Origin of the sequence: Klebsiella sp. CN_Kp066, assembly GCF_040065135.1 — a bacterium.
Taxonomy (GTDB): domain Bacteria; phylum Pseudomonadota; class Gammaproteobacteria; order Enterobacterales; family Enterobacteriaceae; genus Klebsiella; species Klebsiella oxytoca.
The window spans coordinates 273,646-295,852 of sequence record NZ_JBEAIU010000056.1 but is presented as its reverse complement, the minus strand read 5'-3'; the positions used below and the strand labels follow the sequence as shown (position 1 = coordinate 295,852).

Annotated in this window: 17 protein-coding genes; 5 read left to right on the top strand and 12 right to left on the bottom strand. The window is 58.9% G+C overall.

Annotated elements, in window-relative coordinates; genetic code table 11:
- Window positions 1-152 precede the first annotated feature (152 nt).
- On the bottom strand, window positions 153-1,541 hold the full coding sequence (locus ABLV75_RS24965; RefSeq protein ID WP_004103127.1) for a NarK family nitrate/nitrite MFS transporter: 1,389 nt from the start codon (window positions 1,539-1,541) through the stop codon (window positions 153-155).
- Between the two features lie 311 nt (window positions 1,542-1,852).
- Here ABLV75_RS24965 and narX point away from each other — a divergent pair, with 311 nt between their 5' ends.
- Together narX and narL are read left to right on the top strand one after the other, a co-directional pair.
- On the top strand, window positions 1,853-3,631 hold the full coding sequence (gene narX / locus ABLV75_RS24960; protein WP_004103128.1) for a nitrate/nitrite two-component system sensor histidine kinase NarX: 1,779 nt from the start codon (window positions 1,853-1,855) through the stop codon (window positions 3,629-3,631).
- Window positions 3,632-3,641: 10 nt separating this feature from the next.
- A complete protein-coding gene (gene narL / locus ABLV75_RS24955; protein ID WP_004103129.1) occupies window positions 3,642-4,292 on the top strand; it encodes a two-component system response regulator NarL in 651 nt (216 codons plus the stop codon).
- On the opposite strand, the gene ABLV75_RS24950 is transcribed toward narL, so the two are convergent.
- From ABLV75_RS24950 to nasR, 7 genes are all read right to left on the bottom strand, one after another.
- On the bottom strand, window positions 4,289-5,668 hold the full coding sequence (locus tag ABLV75_RS24950; RefSeq protein WP_004103131.1) for a YchO/YchP family invasin: 1,380 nt from the start codon (window positions 5,666-5,668) through the stop codon (window positions 4,289-4,291). The two genes, narL and ABLV75_RS24950, sit on opposite strands and share 4 nt — an antisense overlap.
- A gap of 102 nt (window positions 5,669-5,770) precedes the next feature.
- Entirely contained in the window at window positions 5,771-8,371 is a 2,601-nt protein-coding gene (locus ABLV75_RS24945) for a nitrate reductase (protein WP_004103132.1), read from the bottom strand.
- Window positions 8,371-12,441: a nitrite reductase large subunit NirB gene (nirB, locus tag ABLV75_RS24940; RefSeq protein WP_004103134.1), complete on the bottom strand. Its 4,071-nt coding sequence runs from the start codon at window positions 12,439-12,441 to the stop codon at window positions 8,371-8,373. Before nirB ends, ABLV75_RS24945 begins: the two co-directional genes overlap by 1 nt.
- 9 nt (window positions 12,442-12,450) lie before the next feature.
- Window positions 12,451-13,239: an ABC transporter ATP-binding protein gene (locus ABLV75_RS24935; protein ID WP_004103136.1), complete on the bottom strand. Its 789-nt coding sequence runs from the start codon at window positions 13,237-13,239 to the stop codon at window positions 12,451-12,453.
- Between the two features lie 10 nt (window positions 13,240-13,249).
- Window positions 13,250-14,134, bottom strand: coding sequence for a nitrate ABC transporter permease (gene ntrB, locus ABLV75_RS24930; RefSeq protein ID WP_004103138.1), 885 nt, complete (start codon window positions 14,132-14,134; stop codon window positions 13,250-13,252).
- Between the two features lies 1 nt (window position 14,135).
- On the bottom strand, window positions 14,136-15,392 hold the full coding sequence (locus ABLV75_RS24925) for a CmpA/NrtA family ABC transporter substrate-binding protein (RefSeq protein ID WP_004103139.1): 1,257 nt from the start codon (window positions 15,390-15,392) through the stop codon (window positions 14,136-14,138).
- 246 nt (window positions 15,393-15,638) lie between these two features.
- The gene (nasR, locus tag ABLV75_RS24920) at window positions 15,639-16,835 is read right to left on the bottom strand and encodes a nitrate regulatory protein NasR (RefSeq protein ID WP_004103140.1); all 1,197 of its coding nucleotides are present in this window, start codon (window positions 16,833-16,835) and stop codon (window positions 15,639-15,641) included.
- Window positions 16,836-16,903: 68 nt separating this feature from the next.
- On the opposite strand from nasR, the gene ABLV75_RS24915 reads away from it, so the two are divergent.
- Both ABLV75_RS24915 and ABLV75_RS24910 read left to right on the top strand, forming a co-directional pair.
- Entirely contained in the window at window positions 16,904-17,257 is a 354-nt protein-coding gene (locus tag ABLV75_RS24915; RefSeq protein ID WP_004103141.1) for a DsrE/DsrF/TusD sulfur relay family protein, read from the top strand.
- 238 nt (window positions 17,258-17,495) lie between these two features.
- A complete protein-coding gene (locus ABLV75_RS24910; protein WP_004103142.1) occupies window positions 17,496-17,738 on the top strand; it encodes a DUF1883 domain-containing protein in 243 nt (80 codons plus the stop codon).
- 35 nt (window positions 17,739-17,773) lie between these two features.
- Here the strand turns inward: ABLV75_RS24910 and ABLV75_RS24905 are convergent, their stop codons facing one another.
- Window positions 17,774-18,454 (bottom strand): gamma-glutamylcyclotransferase, encoded by a 681-nt coding sequence (locus ABLV75_RS24905; protein ID WP_004103143.1) that lies wholly within the window; start codon window positions 18,452-18,454, stop codon window positions 17,774-17,776.
- A gap of 149 nt (window positions 18,455-18,603) precedes the next feature.
- The gene (gene chaB, locus ABLV75_RS24900) at window positions 18,604-18,834 is read right to left on the bottom strand and encodes a putative cation transport regulator ChaB (RefSeq protein WP_004103144.1); all 231 of its coding nucleotides are present in this window, start codon (window positions 18,832-18,834) and stop codon (window positions 18,604-18,606) included.
- 265 nt (window positions 18,835-19,099) lie between these two features.
- Between chaB and chaA the strand changes: the two genes are divergently transcribed.
- Window positions 19,100-20,200, top strand: coding sequence for a sodium-potassium/proton antiporter ChaA (gene chaA / locus ABLV75_RS24895; protein WP_004103145.1), 1,101 nt, complete (start codon window positions 19,100-19,102; stop codon window positions 20,198-20,200).
- A gap of 88 nt (window positions 20,201-20,288) precedes the next feature.
- Here chaA and kdsA read toward each other — a convergent pair whose 3' ends face one another.
- Window positions 20,289-21,143 carry a 3-deoxy-8-phosphooctulonate synthase gene (kdsA, locus tag ABLV75_RS24890; protein ID WP_004103146.1) on the bottom strand — a complete coding sequence of 285 codons (855 nt, stop codon included), beginning with the start codon at window positions 21,141-21,143 and terminating at the stop codon, window positions 20,289-20,291.
- 251 nt (window positions 21,144-21,394) lie between these two features.
- Window positions 21,395-22,207, bottom strand: coding sequence for an invasion regulator SirB1 (sirB1, locus tag ABLV75_RS24885; RefSeq protein WP_004103147.1), 813 nt, complete (start codon window positions 22,205-22,207; stop codon window positions 21,395-21,397).

Below are 22,207 nucleotides of genomic sequence, written 5' to 3'. Positions count from 1 at the left end.
TATTAAGGGGTAGATGCTTATGCCGCTATTTTATTTGTGACTCCGGACTGCTTTTAAAATAACCCTCAACGATTAGCATGTTGTAACTAAATAATAAATAAAAAAAGGGCGCAACGATATTTGCGCCCTTTGCAGAAACTCACCAGAAAATATTATTTCTGCTTGCGTCCGTAGATTGCCCAGGTAATCACCACGCAGGCGATATAGAACACCAGGAATACCTTCATTGCTCCGGCCGGCGAGCCGGTCAAATCCAGCGAGATACCAAACGCTTTTGGAATAAAGAAGCCGCCAATGGCGCCAATCGCTGAAATAAAGCCCAGCGCCGCCGCCGTATCGGTCGCCGCTTCACGCATGGCCTGCGCTTCGCTGCCGCCCTGCGCCTTGACGCGATCCATCGTCATTTTACGGAAGATAACCGAGATCATCTGGAAAGTAGACGCGCTCCCCAGACCAGCGGTCAGGAACAGCACCATAAATACCGCGAAGAAGGCAATAAAGTTACCGCCCTCGCCGTGGGTCGGCAGCGTCAGGAATAGCAGGCCGCAGAAGATAGCCATGACCACAAAGTTCACCAGCGTCACGCGAGTCCCGCCGAGTCGGTCGGAGATCGCCCCGCCGGTCGAGCGTGCCAGTGCGCCGATAAACGGCCCGAAGAACGCATAGTGCAGAATCTGCACATCCGGGAACTGGGTCTTGGACAGCATGGCGAAGCCCGCCGAGAAGCCGATAAACGAGCCGAAGGTGGCAAGATAGAGCAGCGCCATAATCCACAGATGCGCGCGCTTCAGTACCGGCAGCTGCTCGCTCAGCGACGCCTTCGATGCCGACAGGTCGTTCATGAAGAACCACGCCGCCAGGGTGAAGATAATCAGGAACGGCACCCAGATCCACGCGGCGTTTTCCAGATATAGCATGGAACCATCCGGCTGTTCGCTGCCGGTACCGCCAAAGACGGCGAAAATAGACAGGGATACCACCAGAGGAGCAACCAGCTGCATCACGCTGACGCCCATATTACCGAGGCCGCCGTTGATACCCAGCGCGCCGCCCTGCTTCTGTTTCGGGAAGAAGAAGCTGATGTTAGCCATACTGGAAGCAAAGTTCGCCCCCGCAAAGCCGCACAGCAGAGAGATGATCACGAAAACGCTGAAAGGCGTAGAGGTATCCTGCACCGCGAAGCCTAACCATACGCAGGGTACGATCATGATCCCGGTACTGAACGCAGTCCAGCGACGACCGCCGAACAGCGGCACCATAAACGCGTAAGGCACGCGCAGCAGCGCGCCGGACAGCGCCGGGAGCGCGGTCAGCATAAACAACTGGTCGGTAGTAAACTGAAAGCCGACTTTATTGAGGTTGACGGCAACGGCGCTGAACAACATCCAGACGCAGAATGCCAGTAAAAGACACGGAACGGAGATCCACAGATTGCGGCTGGCGACGCGATGACCGCGCTGCTGCCAGAATTCAGGATCTTCAGGACGCCAGTCGCTAATGACTGAGCTGTTAGTCTTCTCCGGGATTGAAGAGTGACTCATAGACACCTCTGATGATTCATATTAACCCTGGCTACCTTATGGGTTACAGGCGGCGGTAAGTTGATATAAATCAAAGGAAAAGTTGGCGCTAATTTGGCTAAAAAAAATTCATCACCCGAAGTGAGTAGCTATTTCTGCGCAAAAAAGTGTGGTTTTTCACGCCAGTGCCGGGATTACCTCAACGCCTGCCACCAGCCCATCGTAGGCTGACAATTAAGGGGTAATCCTTTGGGGGTATGGGTATACTCCAGGGGATGTCCGAGAATAAGCGCCACTCCCGGATAATTTGCCGGTCAGGAGCCCCATATCCCATGTTGAAACGACTTTTTACGCCGCTGACGCTGGTTAATCAACTCGCGCTGATCGTTCTGTTGGCCACGATCATCGGCGTCGCCGGAATGGCGATCTCTTCCCGCCTGGTGCATGGCGTTCAGGGCAGCGCGCATGCCATCAATAAAGCCGGTTCGCTGCGCATGCAGAGCTATCGCCTGCTGGCGGCGATACCGCTCACCGACAGCGATCAAAAGCTGCTGGATGAAATGACGGCAACCGTCTTTAGCCCGGAACTGCAGTACGCCGCTCGCCATGACGATCAGCAGCGGCAGCTCCAGGCGCTGCAGCACTACTGGCAGCTGGAGCTGGCGCCGGGAATGCGCAAAGCGCAAAATCAGGCCTCGGTCGCGACGGATGTCGCCGGCTTTGTCGACCGCATTGACCAGCTGGTTACCGCTTTCGATCACACCACCGAGGAGCGGATTAAACACGTTGTCTGGATCCAGCGCATCATGGCCGTAGGGATGGCGCTGCTGCTGGTATTTACCATCGTCTGGCTGCGCGCCCGCCTGTTACGTCCGTGGAAACAGCTGCTCGGTATGGCCCGAGCGGTGAGCCGACGTGATTTCACCCAGCGGGCGCAGATTAACGGGCGCAACGAGATGGCGACGCTCGGCATGGCGCTGAACAACATGTCCAAGGAGCTGGCGGAGAGCTATTCGGTGCTTGAACGCCGGGTGCAGGAAAAAACCGCCGGCCTGGAGCAAAAAAACGAGATCCTCGCCTTTCTGTGGCAGGCCAACCGCCGCCTGCACTCTAACGCGCCGCTCTGTGAACGCATTTCGCCCGTTCTTAACGGTTTACAGGGGCTGACCCTGCTGCGCGATATTGAAGTTCGCGTCTACGACCTTGAAGACGAAGACAACCATCAGGAGTTTTCCTGCCACTCCGATATTCAGTGCGACGACAGGGGCTGTTATCTCTGTCCCCGCGACCTGCCGCCGCTGCCTGATACCGGCACCACTTTAAAATGGCGGCTGTCGGATGCCCATAATCAGTACGGTATTTTACTGGCCACCCTGCCCGCCGGGCGTCATCTGAGCCACGATCAGCAGCAGCTGGTTGACACGCTGGTGGAACAACTTACCGGCACCCTCGCTCTCGATCGTCATCAGGAGCGCCAGCAGCAGCTAATCGTCATGGAGGAGCGCGCCACTATCGCCCGTGAGCTCCACGACTCCATCGCCCAGTCGCTCTCCTGTATGAAAATGCAGGTTAGCTGCCTGCAAATGCAGGGCGATGACCTGCCGGAAGCGAGCCGCCAGCTGCTGGGGCAAATCCGTAATGAACTGAATACCTCCTGGGCTCAGCTGCGCGAACTGCTGACGACCTTCCGGCTACAGCTCACCGAGCCGGGACTACGTCCGGCGCTGGAGGCCAGCTGCCAGGAATACAGCGCCCACTTCGGTTTTACGGTACGCCTGGACTATCAGCTGCCGCCGCGTTTTGTGCCGTCGCATCAGGCCATCCATCTGCTGCAAATCGCCCGGGAAGCGCTCAGCAACGCGCTGAAGCACGCCAATGCCACCGATGTCAGCGTTACCGTGGCGTTGCGGGACAATCAGGTCCGTCTGACGGTGGCCGATAACGGTCGCGGCGTACCGGACCATGCGGAGCGCAGCAACCACTACGGCCTGATTATTATGCGCGATCGCGCTCAGAGCCTGCGCGGGGACTGCCAGGTTCGGCGCCGGGAAACCGGCGGTACCGAAGTGGTGGTCACTTTTATCCCTGAAAAATCGTTTTCAATCCAATAAGGAGAACTCCATGAGTCAACAGGAACGGGCAACCATCCTTCTCATCGACGATCACCCGATGCTGCGCACCGGCGTCAAACAGCTGATCAGCATGGCCCCGGATATCCAGGTTATCGGCGAAGCCAGCAACGGCGAGCAAGGTATTGCGATGGCGGAATCATTGGATCCTGATTTGATTCTGCTGGATCTCAATATGCCGGGCATGAACGGTCTGGAAACCCTCGATAAGCTGCGCGAGAAGTCGCTGTCCGGCCGCGTGGTGGTGTTTAGCGTCTCCAATCATGAAGAAGACGTGGTGACCGCTCTGAAACGCGGCGCCGACGGCTATCTGCTGAAGGATATGGAGCCGGAAGATTTGCTGAAAGCGCTACAGCAGGCGGCGGCAGGCGAAATGGTGCTCAGCGAAGCGTTAACCCCGGTGCTGGCTGCCAGCCTGCGCGCTAATCGCGCTACCTCAGACCGCGACATCAGCCAGCTAACCCCGCGCGAGCGCGATATTCTCAAGCTGATTGCCCAGGGCCTGCCGAACAAAATGATCGCCCGCCGTCTGGATATCACCGAAAGTACCGTTAAAGTGCACGTCAAACATATGTTGAAGAAAATGAAGCTGAAATCGCGCGTGGAAGCGGCGGTTTGGGTCCATCAGGAGCGCGTATTCTAGGGCAGATGCTGCCACGAAACGCCATCGGCCGGTACGCGTACCAACGGCTCAGTCAGCGCCAGTGCGATCTCATTGGATGAGACGCGCTGACCCGTTTTATCCTCCACCACCAGCGAAAGATGCCAGCGGTTGCTTGCCCCGGCTTCGCTGTTCCAGCGCGGCATAATCACGGTCCAGCCGTCCGTACTGTTGGCCTCTATCGGCGAGGTCAGGCTCAGCGCCTGGGTATCGCCCTGCCAGCTTAGCGACTTAATTCCGTGCAGGCTACGAATCTGTAGTTTCAGCTGCACCGTCTCCCCGGGCTGAAGATCCCAGGGCGGCGTCGCCAGATAAACCGACAGCGTTTTGCGCTGGCGATATTCAACCACCGGCAGATTATCGCGTTCCGGGCTATCGTAGCGGCTGCCGCGAAGCGATCGGCTAACGGCGACTTCATCGGCCGCCAGCTGCTGTTTCAGAGGAACGCCAAAACGATAGTTCAGCTTTAACCCAATATCGTTTTGGCTGACGCCGCTCTCGCCCTGCTTATGTTTGGCGGTCACCGTGACCAGCGGAACGGGGGTGTAATTCAGCCCCACCGACACCGCGACCGGATTGTGATAGCCGGTGCCCGAATGGAACAGGTCAACGCTATCGCCGAAGTACTGCTCCACGCTCACGCTGGTATTAATGTGCTGATAAAACGGCAGCCGCGCCTGAGCGGTCACATCGTAGCCGCTCGCCATACGCTGCTGCTGAGTCAGGCTACTCCCCTGCTGCCAGCCGCCGAGCGGCTGGTAGTAGTTAGCCGACAGGCGCAGCGATTCACCCCAGGCTTCGGCCCCGACGCTGCCGCGCGCCATGCGCTCATCGAGCACTTTATCGTAGAAGGAGTTGTAGCCCAGCAGCCAGGAGCCCATCCGCCAGCGCTGGCCGAGGCCGACGTTGCCGACCAGACCGTTATCCCGCTGGGTGACCGAGTACTGGTTCCAGGTGAGATAGTCGCCGTTATCCTGAAGAGGAACAAACCAGCTCCCCTTGCTGCCGGTAAAATTGCCCTCTTTATCGACCAGCAAATCGACGTTGGCGTTGCCCCACGGCGAAAGCCAGCTTTCCAACTGGTGGCTGACTTCGTTGCCCAGCCGGCTCATAGCAAATACACGCGCCTGTTCGCCGGTTGTCAGCCCATTATCGCTCATGCTGGCTTCGCCAAATTTTTTCGCCATCTCGGCAAAATGTTTTGCGTCGTCATCGACCTGCGGCGCCAGGCCAAGGTCGGGTAAGCTTTCAGGGCCTCTGGAAAAGGCCTGAGTATCCTGCAGCGCGCGGGCGGGAGCGCCTGTCAGCAGCAGGAGAAGCGGTAAATAAGGGGTTATACGGAACGACAAGGAGCTCAAATCGGTTACGTCTACTCATAAAGTGATGGCGGCAAAAGTTAAGTTTATCGTTTTTTACCCGCCCTGGCAGCCTCCCGCACGATTCCAGGAATATACCGAATATCAGGCCTGCGCCAGCTTCGCCGCCAGCAGCGCCTTAAGTTCCGGGATACAAGAGCCGCAGTTGGTGCCGCATTTGAGCTTTGCTCCCAGTGCGGCGGGCGTACGGCAGCCAGTGGCAATCGCTTCGTCTATCGCCGGTTCGCCCACGCTAAAGCAGCTACAGATAATGCGTCCGCGCGGTACCTCATCGCTACCCTTTCTGCCGCTCAATAATGCGTGACGCTGGGTAGCATTCGGCGGAGGGCTGCGAAACGCGGCGCTAATCCACTCGGCATCCACACGCGGTTCGTTGACATCGCTCCACCAGCCGAGCATCAGCTCTTCCCCCTGCCACGCCAGCAGGTTCCAGATGCTACCGCCTTTGGCTGTCTGTAGTTGCCACCCTTTTCGCTGGCACCACTCAATAAGCCACTCGCGGGAGGCGATATCCCCCGCCAGCGAAAGATGAATGATTCCCTGCGCTGCCCGCCGCCGCCAGTGTAGTGAAGCGGGTAGCGGCACCGACAAGCGAGAAAAAAGCTCGCCTTTCCACGCTGGTAGCCAGGCAGCTATCGCCACTGCCGCCTGTTTACTTTCCGGCTGCCCGGAGTGCGGGTCAGTGACTGCAGACAGCAGGTTATTCACCCGTCCCTGGCGAGCAAACTGATCATTCCAGTGCATCGGCACAAACAGCGACCCGGGACGCTGGCCATTGCTGACAATCACTTTTGCTACCATCACCCCATTCGGTGAGCGCACCCGCGCCAGTTCGCCTTCCAGCAGCTGATAGCGCGTCGCGTCCGCTGGCGCGACTTCCACCACCGGCTCGTTAATATGCTGCATCAGACGCGGCACCGCGCCGGTGCGGGTCATGGTGTGCCACTGATCGCGGATCCGCCCGCTGTTGAGGATCAGTGGATAGAACGCATCGGTGGTCGCCCGGGTAGGTTGCGGCGCGACCGGCACCATCCGCAGTTTACCGTCGCGATGCCAGCCCTTATGCACACTCCAGGCTGCTTCACTGCGGCTCACCGGCCAGCGCACCGGTTCCAGCGCCTCCCACGCTTCGCGGCTGAGATCCGCCAGTCCGCCGATATCAAATGCCCGCTGGCCATCATTTTCATATCCTGAAAGCGCGGCGTGTTCGCTGAACACCTCGTGCGGGTGCTGCCAGGCAAAAGCGGAGCCGAAGCCCAGCGCCTGGGCCACGCGGGCGACGATCCACCAGTCGGCTCTGGCCTCCCCCGGTGGCGCCATGAAAGCGCGCTGGCGTGAGATCCTTCGTTCGGAGTTGGTTACCGTGCCGCTCTTCTCTCCCCACGCCAGCGCGGGAAAGCGGATATGGGCAAAGCGTCCGGTATCGGTAGCGGCGGCGATGTCGGACACGATGACCAGCGGACAGGCCGCCAGCGCTTTGCTTACCGCATGGCTGTCCGGCAGCGACACTACCGGGTTGGTGCCCATAATCCACACCGCTTTCACCTCGCCGCGGCCAATGGCGGCGAACAGATCCACCGCCGCCAGCCCCGGCGTTTGCGCCAGACGTTCGGTCCCCCAGAAGCGCGCCAGACGCCGTAAATCGTCGGTTTCAAAGTTCATATGCGACGCGAGCATGGTCGCCAGTCCGCCCACCTCGCGCCCGCCCATGGCGTTAGGTTGTCCGGTCAGCGAAAAAGGCCCGCAGCCCGGACGCCCATATTTACCGCTCGCCAGGTGAACGTTAATGATAGCGTTACATTTATCGCTGCCGCTGGCGGACTGGTTAATCCCCATGGTATAGAGCGTGATGGCGCGGGGAGCGGCGATAAACTCGCTGTAGAAATCGGCGATCTGCTGTCGCGGCAGGCCGCAGAACTGCGCGACGTGGTTGATATCCCAGTCCTGCGCGATGGCCAGCGCCTGCGGCGCATCGCTAAAATCGCCGCAGATGTCGTCGCGGGCGGCAATGGCGTTCAACAGGCCGACAAATAGCCCGCCGTCGCTGCCGGGAGCCAGCGCCAGATGCCGGTCCGCAATATCGCAGGTGGCGGTCCGACGCGGATCAATGACCACCACCCGCATCTGCGGATTGTCGCGCTTCGCCTGCGCCAGCCGCTGATAGAGTACCGGATGCGCCCAGGCGGCGTTCGACCCGACCAGCACCACCAGATCGCTGTTTTCCACGTCCTCATAGCTGCACGGCACCACATCAGCGCCCAGCGCCCGTTTATAGCCGGTGACCGCTGAAGACATGCACAGCCGCGAATTAGTATCGATATTTGCCGCGCCGATAAACCCCTTCATCAGCTTATTGGCCACGTAGTAATCCTCGGTCAGCAGCTGGCCGGAGGCATAAAACGCCACCGCTTGCGGCCCGTGCTCGTCGATAATCTCCCGCAGACGCGAACCCGCCGCTGCCAGCGCCTGGGCCCAGGTCGCGCGACCGCCATCGACTTCCGGGAAGAGCAATCTTCCCGTCAGCCCGACGGTTTCGCCCAGCGCCGCCCCCTTCACGCACAGGCGGCCAAAGTTTGCCGGATGTTGTTCATCCCCGCGTACGGTAACCTGGCCGTCGGCATTCAGGCTGGCGATAATGCCGCAGCCGACCCCGCAATAGGGGCAAGTGGTCCTGGTTTCATTCATCACGAGGCCTCCGCGCGCGCCAGCAGCTGCTGGTTGCCAACCCATACTTTACCGTTCTCCACTTTTACCGGCCATGCGCGTACCGCCATTTCGCCGTCGTCGCACTGGCGGCCATCGCGCAGGCGAATACGCTGCTTATACAGAGGCGAAATCACGATCGGTTCACCGCCCGCATCGCCCAGCAGGCCGCGCGAAAGAACGTTGGCCTCGCTGCCCGGTTCAAGATTATCGAGGGCATATACCTGATCGCCAAAGCGGAACAGCGCAATCTGCCGCTCGCCGAGCCGCGCGCCAATCCCCGCCTGCTGCGGGATGGCGTCGAGATCGCAAATGGCCTGCCACGGGCGGGACGGCAGCGCCGGTTCGGCCTGCGCCGCGAACGGGGCCAGCTGCGGCTGGCCGCGCAGGGTTTGCCGCTGCACCGCTTCGTCCGGCTCATCGCTGTTCACGTAGGAGCGGAACAGCGCCAGCCGCTGCGGATCGTTAAGGGTGGTTTGCCATTCGCACTGGTAGCTCTCGACCACCCGCGCCATCTCCTGCTCCAGCTCTTCGCCGATGCCAAGGCTGTCTTCGAGGATAACCGCGCGCAGATAGTCGACGCCTCCCTCAAGATTATCCATCCAGGTACTGGTACGCTGCAGACGGTCGGCGGTACGAATATAGAACATCAGCAGCCGGTCGATACTGCGGATAAGGGTGGCTTCATCCAGATCGCTGGCGAACAGGTCGGCATGGCGCGGCTTCATACCGCCGTTGCCGCAAACGTACAGATTCCAGCCCTTCTCCGTAGCGATGACGCCAATATCCTTGCCCTGGGCCTCCGCGCATTCGCGGGTACAGCCGGAGACCGCCATTTTAATTTTGTGCGGCGCGCGCAGCCCCTTATAGCGATGTTCGAGGGTTACCGCCAGGCCGGTGGAATCCTGGACGCCATAGCGGCACCAGGTTGAACCCACGCAGGATTTCACCGTCCGCAGGGATTTGCCGTAGGCGTGGCCGGTTTCAAATCCCGCCTCGGCCAGCTCGCGCCAGATTGCCGGGAGCTGCTCCAGGCGCGCGCCGAACAGATCGATACGCTGGCCGCCGGTCACTTTACTGTACAGCTGATAGCGTTTGGCGATCTGGCCGATCGCAATCAGCCCGTCCGGCGTCACCTCTCCCGCCGCCATACGCGGTACCACCGAATAGGTGCCATCTTTCTGAATATTGGCGAAGTAGCGGTCGTTAGTGTCCTGAAGAGGCAAATGCGCCGGCTTCAGCAGATATTCATTCCAGCAGGAGGCCAGCACCGAGGCCGCCAGAGGTTTACAGATCTCACAGCCGTGACCGCGTCCATAGCGGGCAATCAGCTGTTCGAAGGTGCGAATATGGTTGACGCGTACCAGGTGATAGATCTCCTGCCGCGACCACGCAAAATGCTCGCAGATATCCTTTTTGACTTCAACGCCCTGCTCGGCAAGCTGATACTCCATCACCTGTTTTACCAGCGCGCTACAGCCGCCGCAGCCGGTCGCCGCTTTGGTGCAGCTTTTTATCGCCGCCATATCGCCCGCGCCGCCGTTCACCGCCTGGCAGATATCGCCTTTGCTGACGTTGTGACAGGAGCAAATCTGCGCGCTGTCCGGCAACGCCGCCACGCCGAGCGCTTTTGGCGCGCTGCCCTCCAGCGCCGGAAGGATCAGGCTTTCCGGGTGATTGGGTAAAGCCATACCGTTAAGCATCATCTGTAGCAGCGTGGCATAGTCGCTGGCATCCCCGACCAGCACCCCGCCGAGCAGTTTGTTGCCCTCCGCGCTGACTATAATTTTTTTGTAGATCTGCTGCGGCCCATCGGTCCACTGATAGCTCTGACAGCCCGGGGTGCGCCCCTGGGCGTCGCCGAACGAGGCGACATCAACGCCCAGCAGCTTCAGCTTAGTGCTCATATCCGCGCCGCTAAAGCAGCCTTCCTCGCCCGCCAGGGTAGCCGCTGCGGCGCGCGCCATCTGATAGCCAGGCGCCACCAGACCATAAATTTTGTTCTCCCACAGGGCACATTCGCCGATTGCCAGCACGTCCGGGTCGGAGGTACGACACTGGTTGTCGATACAAATCCCGCCGCGTTCGCCCACTTCCAGCCCGCCGCTGCGCGCCAGCCCGTCCTGCGGGCGAATACCGGCGGAGAACACCAGCATATCGGCCGCCAGCGAGCTACCGTCGGCAAAGTTCAGCTGTAGCCCCTGTTCGTTGCGAACAATCTCCGTCGTCGCCTTGCTGGTATGCACCCCGACGCCCAGTTGACTGATTTTTTCTCGCAGCATTGCCGCGCCGCCGTTGTCCAGCTGCACCGCCATCAGGTTCGGCGCAAACTCGACAACGTGAGTTTCCAGCCCCAACTGCTTCAGCGCGTTGGCCGCTTCCAGCCCGAGCAGCCCGCCGCCGATAACTACACCCCGTCGGGCGGTTGCGGCGCGGGCGGCAATCTGGTCGAGGTCGTCAAGCGTACGATAAACAAAACAGCCCTCGAGATGATGACCCGGCACCGGCGGAACAAACGGGTAAGACCCCGTCGCCAGCACCAGCTTATCCCAGTGGGTTTCGTGGCCGAAGGCATCGCGCACCACCCGCGCTTCGCGGTCGATGCTGGCGACCGATTCGCTCAGGCGCAGCTCAATACCGTGCTGAGCGAAAAAATCGCCCTCAACCAGCGACAGCGATTCTGCGCTGCGTCCGGTGAAATATTCAGTCAGATGAACCCGGTCGTAGGCGGCATAGCGTTCCTCGCAGAACACCACAATCCGATACCGTTGATGAAGGCGACGGTCGACGCATTGCTCAAGAAAATGGTGGCCGACCATACCGTGTCCGACCAGCACTAAAACAGGTTTTGTCATCATAATTTTTCCCGCAGCGCGCGGCTGCATCGTTGAAGAGGGATCGAAGAGCCACTCTGCCGGCGCCGGGGCATCCGCCCCCAGCAGAGCGGTGAGGGGCGCAGCGCTGCTGCAATCGCCCAGCAGCAGTACGCCGCGCAGCTTACCGTCGCGCAGCAGCAGGCGCCGGTAGTGGCGGTCCAGCGGGTCCCAGCTGATACAGCTTTCATCCTGTTCTGCGGCCCGCAGCTCGCCCGCGCTGAACAACTCGATACCGCTGACCTTCAGACGAGTGCCGCTATCCTGCCAGCAAAAATCTTCGCCTGGGGTAGCGCACAGGCGGGCAGCCAGCACCTCCGCCTGGCGCAGGCATGGCGCCACCAGCCCCCAGGTCCGACCGTCGATTTCACAGCACTCCCCGATGGCGCTGACGCCCGGCTGCACGGTTGCCAGCTGGCGGTCAACGAGGATTCCGCGGGCGCAGGCCAGCCCGCTGCGCTCGGCCAGCCGTTTGTTCGGCTGCACGCCGGTCGCCAGCACCACCCGCGAGGCGGCAAACGCGCGGCCGTCCTCCAGCCGCACCTGATGTGCATCAATAGCGGCGATACGGCTCTCCATCACGCAGCGAATCCCGCGATCGGCAAGCAGCATTTGCAGCTGCTCGCCGGCAAAAGCATCGATTTGCTGCTCCATCAGCCCGCTTCCGCGATGAAGTAAAGTGACACTGTCACCATAACGCCGCAGCGCCGCGGCGGCCTCTACGCCGAGTACGCCCCCGCCGATAACCACCGCCGGGCCGTCGATGGCCAGGATGCCCTCGACGTCCGCCAGAGTGCGGAAAGCAAAAACGTGCGGCTGCGTAATGCTCGGTAACGGCGGCACAAACGGTAGCGAGCCTGTGGCGAACACCAGTTCATCCCAGCTAACTACCCCTGCGGTGGTTTGCAGCGTACGGGCATGAATATCCACCGCCGTAACCGTCTCGCCGGCGCGTACCTTAACGTTATGCCGTTGATACCACGTCTCGGGCAGCAGTCTCGTCTCGCCTGCTGTTTTCTCTGCGCCCAGCACAGGCGACAGCTGAATGCGGTTATAGGCCTGGCCGGGTTCATCGCCGATAATGGTGATGCTAAACCGCTGCGCATCCCGTTCTACCAATGCCTGCGCCAGGCGCGTGGCCGCCATACCGTTACCAATAATCACCAGTTGCCGCGTCATCGCCGCCCCCTATGCCGCTTTCGGCTGTTTTTCATAGAGGAAGTGCAGGATCTGCTGACGCAGATGGTGATAACGGCTATCGTCCGCCAGCTGCACGCGATTGCGCGGGCGCGGCAGGTTAACATCGAGGATCTCCCCGACCGTCGCCGCCGGACCATTGGTCATCATCAGCACCCGGTCGGAAAGCAGCACCGCTTCATCAACATCATGGGTAATCATCACGATGGTAGTATTCAGCGACTGCTGAATCTGCATCACCGCGTCCTGTAAATGCGCCCGCGTCAGGGCATCAAGGGCGCCAAAGGGTTCATCCAGCAGCAGCACTTTCGGCTTCATCGCCAGCGCCCGGGCAATGCCAACGCGCTGCTTCATACCGCCGGATATTTCTCCCGGGCGCTTGTGCAGGGCGTGCCCCATCTGGACCCGTTCGAGGTTGTGCTCAATCCACTCTTTGCGCTCGCCTTTGCTCATGCTGCGGCGGAAGACCTGATCCACCGCCAGCGCAACGTTATCGAAGCAGGTCAGCCACGGCAGCAGAGAGTGGTTCTGAAACACCACCGCGCGTTCCGGGCCCGGCCCGGCGATTTCACGGTTATCACACAGCAGGCCGCCCTCCGTCGGCAAGGTAATCCCGGCAATCAGATTCAGCAGAGTTGACTTACCGCACCCTGAGTGACCAATCAGGCCGATGGTCTCCCCCTCGTAAATATCGAATGAGACATTCTGCAGTGCGAGGAATTCGCCGCTGGTGGTATTGAAACGCTGGCTGACGCCCTGGACCTGAATGAGTGGTTTCATCTGCGACTCCTTATTTATCCTGCCAGCTAAAACGACGGGCGAGCAGCATCAGCCCCTGTTCCAGCAGCAACCCGACCACGCCGATAATGACGATGGCAATGATGATGTTTTCAACGTTGAGGTTGTTCCACTCGTTCCAGATCCAGAAGCCGATCCCTAAGCCGCCGGTGAGCATTTCGGCGGCGACGATCACCAGCCAGGCGATACCAATCGAGAGACGAACCCCGGTCAGCACCGCGGGTAAGACCGCCGGAAAGAGGATCTTGCGCATCACCGTCCACTCGGAAAGCTGCAGCACGCGGGCCACGTTGAGGTAGTCCTCAGGAATACGCCGCACGCCCTCGGCGGTGTTAATAACCATCGGCCAGATCGAGCAGATAAAAATGGTCCAGCTCGAGGCCGGTTCCGCCTTCTGGAACAGCAGCAGGCCAATAGGCAGCCAGGCCAGCGGGCTGACCGGGCGCAGCAGCGCAATCAACGGGTTAAACATCCGGGCGAAGAATGGCGAACGACCGATCAGAAAGCCCAGAGGAATGCCCGCCAGCGCGGCAAGGCCAAACCCCACCGCCACGCGCTGCAGCGACGCCAGCACGTTCCAGCCGATCCCCATATCGTTCGGCCCGTCCTGATAAAACGGATCGGCAAAAAGGGTCAACGCGGAATCCAGCGTGCTGAGCGGCGTCGGGAAACCTTTGCTGTTTATTGCTGCCAGCTGCCAGCCCAACAGCAGCAATCCCAGCCCGAGCAGCGGCGGCAGCAGACGTTGGGTAGCATCGCGCAGCCAGCGGCTGAACGGAGGCGTGGTTTTGCGAACCTGCAGCGGCGGCAGGGTGATCACTTCGCCGGGCGCCTTTCCAGCGCTGGCCTGCGGTTGAGTTTTATATGCGTGTTTCATCTCATGCCCCTTTACGTTGAATCGCGAAACTGCTGGCATAGCCTTCCGGGTCGGCCCCATTCCAGACCTTGCCGTCGAGCAATGTGCTGCTGCGCATCGGCTGCTTCGGCGCGCCGATCCCGCCGACAGCCAGCGCCGCCTCTTTCCAGACGTCAATGCGATTAATGCGCTGCGCCACCGCCTGATAATCCGGCGACGCCTTCAACAATCCCCAGCGGCGGAACTGGGTCAAAAACCACATGCCGTCCGAGAGCCATGGAAAGCTCACCTCCCCCTGTTCGTAGAAGCGCATCGGGTGCGCATCCTGCCAGCGGCGACCGATACCATTGTCGTATGCGCCGAGCATGCGCCCGGTGAGGTACTGCTCTTTCGTGTTCAGCCACGCGCGTCTGGCGAGTATCCGCGCCGTTTCGCGAGTATTCTCCACGGAAGCATCAATCCAGCGTTGGGCCTCCATCAGCGCCGCCACCAACGCCCGAGCCGTATTCGGGTTACGCTCAACCCATTCGCTGCGGGTGCCGAGAATTTTTTCCGGATGTTCCGGCCAGATATCCTGAGAAGTGGCGACGGTGAAGCCGATGCGATCGTTAATGGCGCGCGCGTTCCACGGTTCGCCGACACAAAAACCGCTCATATTGCCGATACGCATGTTCATCACCATCTGCGGCGGCGGCACAACGACGGTGCGGATATCGTCGAAAGGGTTAATTCCACCGCTCGCCAGCCAGTAATAGAGCCACATCGCGTGGGTGCCGGTTGGAAAGGTATGGGCGAAGGTGTAGCTGCCCGGCGCCTGCTGGTCGATCCGTTTTTTCAGTCCGCCCAGGTCGGTGACGCCCTTCTCCTGCAGCTCGCTGGAGAGCGTAATCGCCTGCCCGTTGCGGTTAAGAGTCATCAGATTGGCCATCGCCTGGGGTTTACTGGCGATCCCCAGCTCAAGGCCGTAGAGCATGCCGTACAGAATGTGCGCGGCGTCCAGCTCTCCGGCAACCAGCTTGTCGCGCACTGCCGCCCAGCTGGCCTCCTTGCTCGGGACGAGGGTGATGCCGTACTTTTTATCGAATCCCTTTAGGGAAGCGATGGCTAAGGGGGCACAGTCGGTCAGCGGAATAAAACCCACCCGCACGGTGGTCTGTTCCGGCTTATCCGTCCCCGCCGCCCATGCCGCCTGCATCATGCCGGGCAGCAGCATCGCGCCGCCTAGCGCCGCCCCCGTCTGTAATAAACGCCGTCGTGAAATTGAAAACGTATCGCCCATATCTGCTCCAGAAACGCGCAAAAAAAAGCGCCCGGCGGTGCTTACGCACCGCAGGACGCCTTTATCCATGGACATACGCACCGCCATTGGCCCGCTGCCCAAAACCTTATTCACTCATTTTTTCTAATGCAAAGCAGATGCCAGATTTGCAGAAGGCCATATTGTGCGCTTTTGCTTAGCCAGCGGCCTTGCTATACGCAAAACGCTGCACCGTCGGCTGGCAATAAATGCTCGCTAATCGTGCAACTACTCCTTTGGGGTTGTCTGCCAGAGTGATTTTACCGTTAGCAGCGCACGGGCTATCTCCACCATCCGCTGGTTCTTATCCATCGCCATTTTTCGCAGCGTCTGCCAGGCCTGTTCCTCCGGCATCCCCTGATGGGTCATCAGCACGCTTTTCGCCTTCTCAATCAGTTTGCGCTCTTCAAGGGCTTCCTTTAACGATGCAAGCTGGCAGGAGAGTTGCTGAAGCTCAAGGGCCTGCTGGCGTACCAGCGGCAGCAGCTGTTTGTCCAGCCGCAGGGCGATACTGTCCTCAGCCTCATCCCAGTTTGCGGGCGGCAACTGCATGCTCTGCTCTTCGCCTTCCAGCAGGGCGGCGGTGGCGTTGAGCAGGTCGACGATCAGCCGCTCTTCCACGCCACGGAGCTGCTCAAGGCGCTGGGTCTGTGCGCAAAACCAGCGGAGCGCCGTTTCTCCCTCGTCTACTGGAGGCTGGCGGGTACAGGCAACCCGCCGCAGCTGTTCAATCTCCAGGCTGGCCAGGCACTGGCTGGCAAACAGAGTGGTGAGGGGCGGATAGCTTAAGGCCTGAAAACTATCGAAACAGGGCTGCTGACCATCAATGCGGTCCACCAGTTGCTGACGCAGTTCATCGCTGAACTGCCCGCGGGCAAAGCCTAGCGCGCCCAGCGCACGTTCCTGTCCGGCCAGCTCTTTTCCCTGCATAAAGCTATAGAGCGCTACCATACGTCCAGCGATTTGCGGGTCGTCGATACTGTCATTGAGCTGCGGAACAATATTCAACAGATGGCGAATAATACGACTAAACTGCCCGGTCGCCTCTTCGGCAGGAATGTTCCGGGCGCGCACGCGTTGGCGCAGCGCCGCAAGCTGCGTCAAATACCACGCCGCGCAGGCAATGCGCCAGCAGAGCGCGCTGCTGGCAGCATCACGGGCGGGTTCCAGCGCGGCGTTGAAACGTGTGAATTGCTCATCGACCAGCGCCGCTGCCGCCCGGCACTCCGCCGAGTACAGTCTGCCGCCCGAGCACAGCCAGATATTCGACGCGCCGCGTTCGCACTGCAGCATATGCACCAGCGAACTTATCTCTCCTGCCAGCGACCCCAGCTGCGACAGCTGACGTAGCTGCTGTTTCTGGCGTCGCCGCGCGCGCACAAACCAGTCGACCACCTCAGGCCTATTGCCAGCCGTATTATTCATACCCCTCTCCCGGGTTAACGCTTTATACTTCAGCCAAGCAATAACCGTGCCTTATAGAAGGAGTCCTTATGCAACGTATTGTGATTATCGCTAACGGTGCCGCCTACGGCAGCGAATCTCTGTTCAATAGCCTGCGTCTGGCGATCGCCCTGCGCGAGCAGCAGTCCGACCTTGAACTCAAACTGTTTTTAATGTCCGATGCGGTCACCGCCGGCCTGCGCGGGCAGAAGCCAGCGGAAGGCTACAATATTCAGCAGATGCTGGAGATCCTCACCGCGCAAAATGTGCCGGTGAAGCTGTGTAAAACCTGTACCGATGGCCGGGGGATCAGCGCGCTGCCGCTGATTGATGGCGTGGAGATTGGCACCCTCGTTGAGCTGGCGCAGTGGACGCTGGCGGCGGATAAAGTCCTGACCTTCTAAAAATCCCCGCGCTCACGGGATTAAATATTAAGCTGGCGGCGTTTACTAATCGAAAACAATGCCAGCTGAAAGCTTTCAGGCACAACGTCATTTTTGTTTAATCTTTATTCTTTTTTTTGATCAAAATCAGCATCCGCATCCCTCCCCTTTGGTGTTATGCACAGAGCAAAGTGTGAACAATATCACGCGGGTTAATGGGCTGGCAGGATGCTGTAGACAGAAACGGGGTTAAGATTAAATGGCAATGGTAAAAGCAAGTTTGACGTTGTTTGGCGGTGACACATTGGTGGTGCGTTGTTCTGAACGCTGCCATATTCACCTGATGAGTGCCAAAGTGCCTGGCGATAGTCACGCTGATGTTCTGAGCGTACAGGACAGAGATAGCGCGTATCTGACCGTGCCTTACAGCGGCACCTGGAACGTTCTCATCGACAGCCACAGCCAGTCGCTGGAACACTCTATCAGCTACGTTCCCGCCTGATAGCAAACGCCCGGGTCTCCCCGGGCGATTCATTCTTACGCCAGCCCCGGCTGGCTATTCTCCCCAAGCAGATGACGTACCTTACCGACTAAATCGTCGAGGCAAGCGTCGTGCATGCCGAGTTTGCGCAACTCCTGATCGAGCGCGAACAGATACTGAGCGTTGGTGCCAAGCGGCCCGCTGGCGCGCGCTATCAGCGGCGCAATCACCTGCGCGCTGGTGTCCGCCTCAAACAGCGGATGTCGCGGGTCCATAATAAAGACCAGCGCATTGACGGTGCGACCATCGTCAAGCTCCAGCTTACACCAGGTCGGCAGGTAGCAGCCGGTGATCATCTCCCGCTTCCACAGCAGCGTCAGCTCTTCTTCCAGCGATTCATCGGGCAGGCGGTAGGCGACGCCGGTCGTGCGCCCACCTTCTTTCAGCGCCAGCATGCGGCCCGGCTGCATGGCGCTACCGCGCCCGGCGGTGAGCCGCAAACAGAACGCGCGGTGCCAGCCCGGTAGCGTACCGGTACAGGATTCGCGATATTCCAGCGCCGGGTTCCACATTAGCGAACCGTAACCAAAGATCCACACCGAGCCGTCATCCGGACGACAGGCCAGGGTCGCCGCCAAAGAGGCGGCCCGTTGTTCTGCCGACCAGAGAAGCGATTCCTCAATAGCGCCAAACGCCGTTTTACAATCTGCATTCAGTAAGAAATCACGAGTTAACACTGTCTACTACCTCCGCCACTGCCCGCTTCCGGCGATTATCTGGTGCCATCCGTGAAGTATTGCCGAATTATTATCCAGCTTTATTCGACAATAAGCAATGAACGGGCTGCGGGCAAGCGGACAGTCAGCGGAGGCCGCGGCAAAAGGTATTATTTCTTCTTATGCCACTTATCATCCTCACCTTTTTGATATTCATTTTTCACCGCTGCCCAGGCCACTTTATGCGCCGTCTCTTCGCGGCTGGCGTCATCACGCCGGTCCTCTTTATGTTTATACTGCTCCCAGGCGCTATTAAAGGCTTCTTTGTAAATCTCCTGGGCGTGGGCGGGCAGTACGTGCTGAACGCTGTCGGGCAATTCACTTTTGTTGCTATAGGGCATGGCCACCTCCGATTTAAGGGTGAATAGTGAGTCTGGTAGAGGATCAACCGGCTGGCAAGGCGACAGATAAATGAGAAAGATGTTTTAGTAATTATCTGAATAATAAATACAAAAAAATAGTAACCGCAGTTTATGGCAATCTATCACTTTTACAGGACTATAGTGGTAAATTTAAGTAAAAAAACAAATTAGTTTAATCAATGTCTGTTATTTTATTAACTTACGATATCTATAATTATAACACCTGCATAGCTGGAGATAATTCATGACCGATGCACATGAGGCGGTAAAAACCCGCCACAAGGAGACCTCCCTCGCCTTTCCGGTTCTGGCGCTGGCGGTGCTGTTCTTCTGGGGAAGCAGCCAGTCACTGCCAGTGGTCGTTGCGATTAATATTATGGCGCTGGTCGGCATACTAAGCAGCGCCTTTAGCGTCGTCCGCCACGCCGACGTGCTGGCCCACCGCCTTGGCGAACCTTACGGATCGTTAATTTTAAGCCTCTCAGTGGTGATTCTTGAAGTCAGCCTGATTTCCGCATTAATGGCTACCGGCGACGCCGCGCCGACTCTGATGCGCGATACGCTTTATTCGATCATTATGATTGTTACCGGCGGGCTTGTCGGTTTCTCTTTACTGCTGGGCGGGCGCAAATTCGCCACCCAGTATATGAATCTGTTCGGGATTAAACAGTACCTTATCGCCCTCTTTCCGCTGGCGATAATCGTTCTGGTCTTCCCGATGGCGCTGCCCGGGGCCAACTTTACCACCGGCCAGGCGCTGCTGGTGGCGCTGATCTCCGCCGCTATGTACGGCGTCTTCCTGCTGATTCAAACGAAAACGCACCAGAGCCTGTTTGTTTACGAACATGAGGATGACGGCGACGACGATGACCCGCATCACGGCAAACCGTCGGCGCACAGCAGCAAGTGGCACACCGCCTGGCTGCTGATACATCTGGTTGCGGTTATTGCGGTCACTAAAATGAATGCCAATCCGCTGGAGACGCTGTTGACCAGCATGAACGCTCCCGTTGCCTTTACCGGCTTCCTGGTGGCGCTGCTGATCCTCTCCCCGGAGGGCCTTGGCGCGCTGAAGGCCGTATTAAACAATCAGGTCCAGCGGGCGATGAACCTGTTTTTCGGTTCCGTGCTGGCCACCATTTCCCTGACCGTACCAGTAGTGACGCTTATCGCCTTCCTCACCGGTAACGAACTGCGTTTTGGCCTTGGCGCCCCGGAGATGGTCGTGATGGTCGCCTCGCTGCTGCTGTGCCAGATATCGTTCTCTACCGGACGCACCAATGTGCTGAACGGTGCGGCGCATCTGGCGCTGTTCGCTGCCTACCTGATGACCATTTTTGCCTGAGCCTCCCCCGGCGGCGTGATGCCGTTCGGGGAGATCAAAAAAGCCTGCCGGTTGTAAAACCGGCAGGCTTTTGTCGTTTCAGCGGCGATTACTTGCTGGTATCGAGCTCATCAAAGCTTTTAACGAGATCGTCGATGGCTTTCATCTGCTTGAGGAACGGCTCCAGTTTATCCAGCGGCAGCGCGGAAGGACCGTCGCATTTCGCGTGCTCCGGATCCGGATGCGCTTCAATAAACAGGCCCGCGATCCCAACCGCCATCCCGGCGCGCGCCAGTTCGGCAACCTGAGCGCGACGGCCGCCGGAGGCCGCGCCAAACGGGTCGCGGCACTGCAGGGCGTGGGTAACGTCGAAGATAACCGGTGAGTTATTGGAGGCTTTTTTCATCACCCCAAAGCCCAGCATATCGACGACCAGGTTGTCGTAGCCGAAGTTTGCGCCGCGATCGCAAAGGATCACTTTGTCGTTGCCGCCTTCGATAAACTTATCGACGATATTGCCCATCTGGCCCGGACTCACGAACTGCGGTTTTTTCACGTTGATAACCGCGCCGGTTTTCGCCATCGCTTCAACCAGATCGGTCTGACGGGCGAGGAACGCTGGCAGCTGAATAACATCCACCACGTCAGCGACCGGCTGCGCCTGGCTGGCTTCGTGAACGTCGGTGATTATTTTCACGCCGAAAGTCTGTTTCAACTCCTGGAAAATCTTCATCCCTTCTTCCAGACCCGGCCCGCGATAGGAGTGGATGGAAGAACGGTTAGCTTTATCAAAAGAGGCTTTGAACACGTAAGGAATGCCCAGCTTCTGCGTAACGGTCACGTAGTGTTCGCAGATACGCATCGCAAGATCGCGGGACTCCAGCACGTTCATGCCGCCAAACAGCACGAATGGCAGGTCGTTTGCTACGTTGATATCACCAATGCTAACCACTTTTTGTTTCATAAGTTCGCCTTATCAGGGTGTAACCGGAATGGTTTCAGACTAAAGCCTATCCAATCAATCAGGACTATTTTACTTGCCATTTTGGACCTGGGCAGTGCTCGACAAAATACGAAAGTATTTTGAACGCCCTTCAAGGCGGCCCGGAGGGCGAGCGTCGCGAGTCAATCCTCACGTACTACGTGTACGCTCCGGTTTCTGCGCGCTGTCCGTGTCCAAACTGGCTGCGCCAGGAACGCCTGCTGGGATTGGCTTTAATGCAATGTAATTTGTTTGTGCGAAATGGTGTTGATCTGCGCGCGGATCATCTCGCTGATGGGATCCTCCGGGCACTGTTCAACGAAGTAATTAAGGTCCTGCAGCGCCACGTGATCGCAATCCAGCTGGGCGTATATCAGCCCCCGGTCGCGAATTTCGTACGGGTCTTCCGGATTGAACTGCAGCAGCGCTTCGCTGGTCCGTAGCGCCAGCTCCATCTGCCGCTCTTCCATCAGCGCCGATTTAAGGGTATCGAGCAGCTTGCGGATCACCTCCGCGTTATCCGCTTCATCAAGGTCTTCGTTAAACAGCTCGGCAACCGGGCTAATATTGCCCTTCAGCCACACTTCCAGCGTATGCTCGTTGAGCGTTTCGCCGTTAAACGGATTAATGAGCCACATCTCCTCGCTCTCTTCAGGGTCGGCGCGAAGCAGCATCTGGGTCGGGAAAATCACCGGCACCACCGGTAGCGCCAGACGCTGAGCAATCCACAGCAGGATCGCGCCTAACGACACCGCGCTACCCTGGCGATTATTCAACACTTTATCAAGCCATAGCACGTCGGACAGACGGTAAACGCCGCGCGAATCGCTAAAGCCCCAGTCATTGTAGAAAAGCTCCAGCAAACGCTCTATCTGGCGCTCCTGGTCCCACGAGGAGGCAATCTCCTCACGCGCCAGGGCCAGCAGCCGCTCCAGCTCATCCTGCACATAGTGCGTCGGAAAATCGTCGCGGATTAATTCAGAAATGAGGACCATGCCGTCACATAACGGCGCTTTATTAAATTCGAAATCAGCTAACGACCTCAT

Excerpts from the sequence above, each read along its gene's own strand:
- ABLV75_RS24965 (WP_004103127.1), bottom strand. The coding sequence starts at position 1,541 with ATGAGTCACTCTTCAATCCCGGAGAAGACTAACAGCTCAGTCATTAGC.
- narX (WP_004103128.1), top strand. The coding sequence starts at position 1,853 with ATGTTGAAACGACTTTTTACGCCGCTGACGCTGGTTAATCAACTCGCG.
- narL (WP_004103129.1), top strand. The coding sequence starts at position 3,642 with ATGAGTCAACAGGAACGGGCAACCATCCTTCTCATCGACGATCACCCG.
- ABLV75_RS24945 (WP_004103132.1), bottom strand. The coding sequence starts at position 8,371 with ATGAATGAAACCAGGACCACTTGCCCCTATTGCGGGGTCGGCTGCGGC.
- nirB (WP_004103134.1), bottom strand. The coding sequence starts at position 12,441 with ATGACGCGGCAACTGGTGATTATTGGTAACGGTATGGCGGCCACGCGC.
- ABLV75_RS24935 (WP_004103136.1), bottom strand. The coding sequence starts at position 13,239 with ATGAAACCACTCATTCAGGTCCAGGGCGTCAGCCAGCGTTTCAATACC.
- ntrB (WP_004103138.1), bottom strand. The coding sequence starts at position 14,134 with ATGAAACACGCATATAAAACTCAACCGCAGGCCAGCGCTGGAAAGGCG.
- ABLV75_RS24925 (WP_004103139.1), bottom strand. The coding sequence starts at position 15,392 with ATGGGCGATACGTTTTCAATTTCACGACGGCGTTTATTACAGACGGGG.
- nasR (WP_004103140.1), bottom strand. The coding sequence starts at position 16,835 with ATGAATAATACGGCTGGCAATAGGCCTGAGGTGGTCGACTGGTTTGTG.
- ABLV75_RS24915 (WP_004103141.1), top strand. The coding sequence starts at position 16,904 with ATGCAACGTATTGTGATTATCGCTAACGGTGCCGCCTACGGCAGCGAA.
- ABLV75_RS24910 (WP_004103142.1), top strand. The coding sequence starts at position 17,496 with ATGGCAATGGTAAAAGCAAGTTTGACGTTGTTTGGCGGTGACACATTG.
- chaB (WP_004103144.1), bottom strand. The coding sequence starts at position 18,834 with ATGCCCTATAGCAACAAAAGTGAATTGCCCGACAGCGTTCAGCACGTA.
- chaA (WP_004103145.1), top strand. The coding sequence starts at position 19,100 with ATGACCGATGCACATGAGGCGGTAAAAACCCGCCACAAGGAGACCTCC.
- kdsA (WP_004103146.1), bottom strand. The coding sequence starts at position 21,143 with ATGAAACAAAAAGTGGTTAGCATTGGTGATATCAACGTAGCAAACGAC.
- sirB1 (WP_004103147.1), bottom strand. The coding sequence starts at position 22,207 with ATGAGGTCGTTAGCTGATTTCGAATTTAATAAAGCGCCGTTATGTGAC.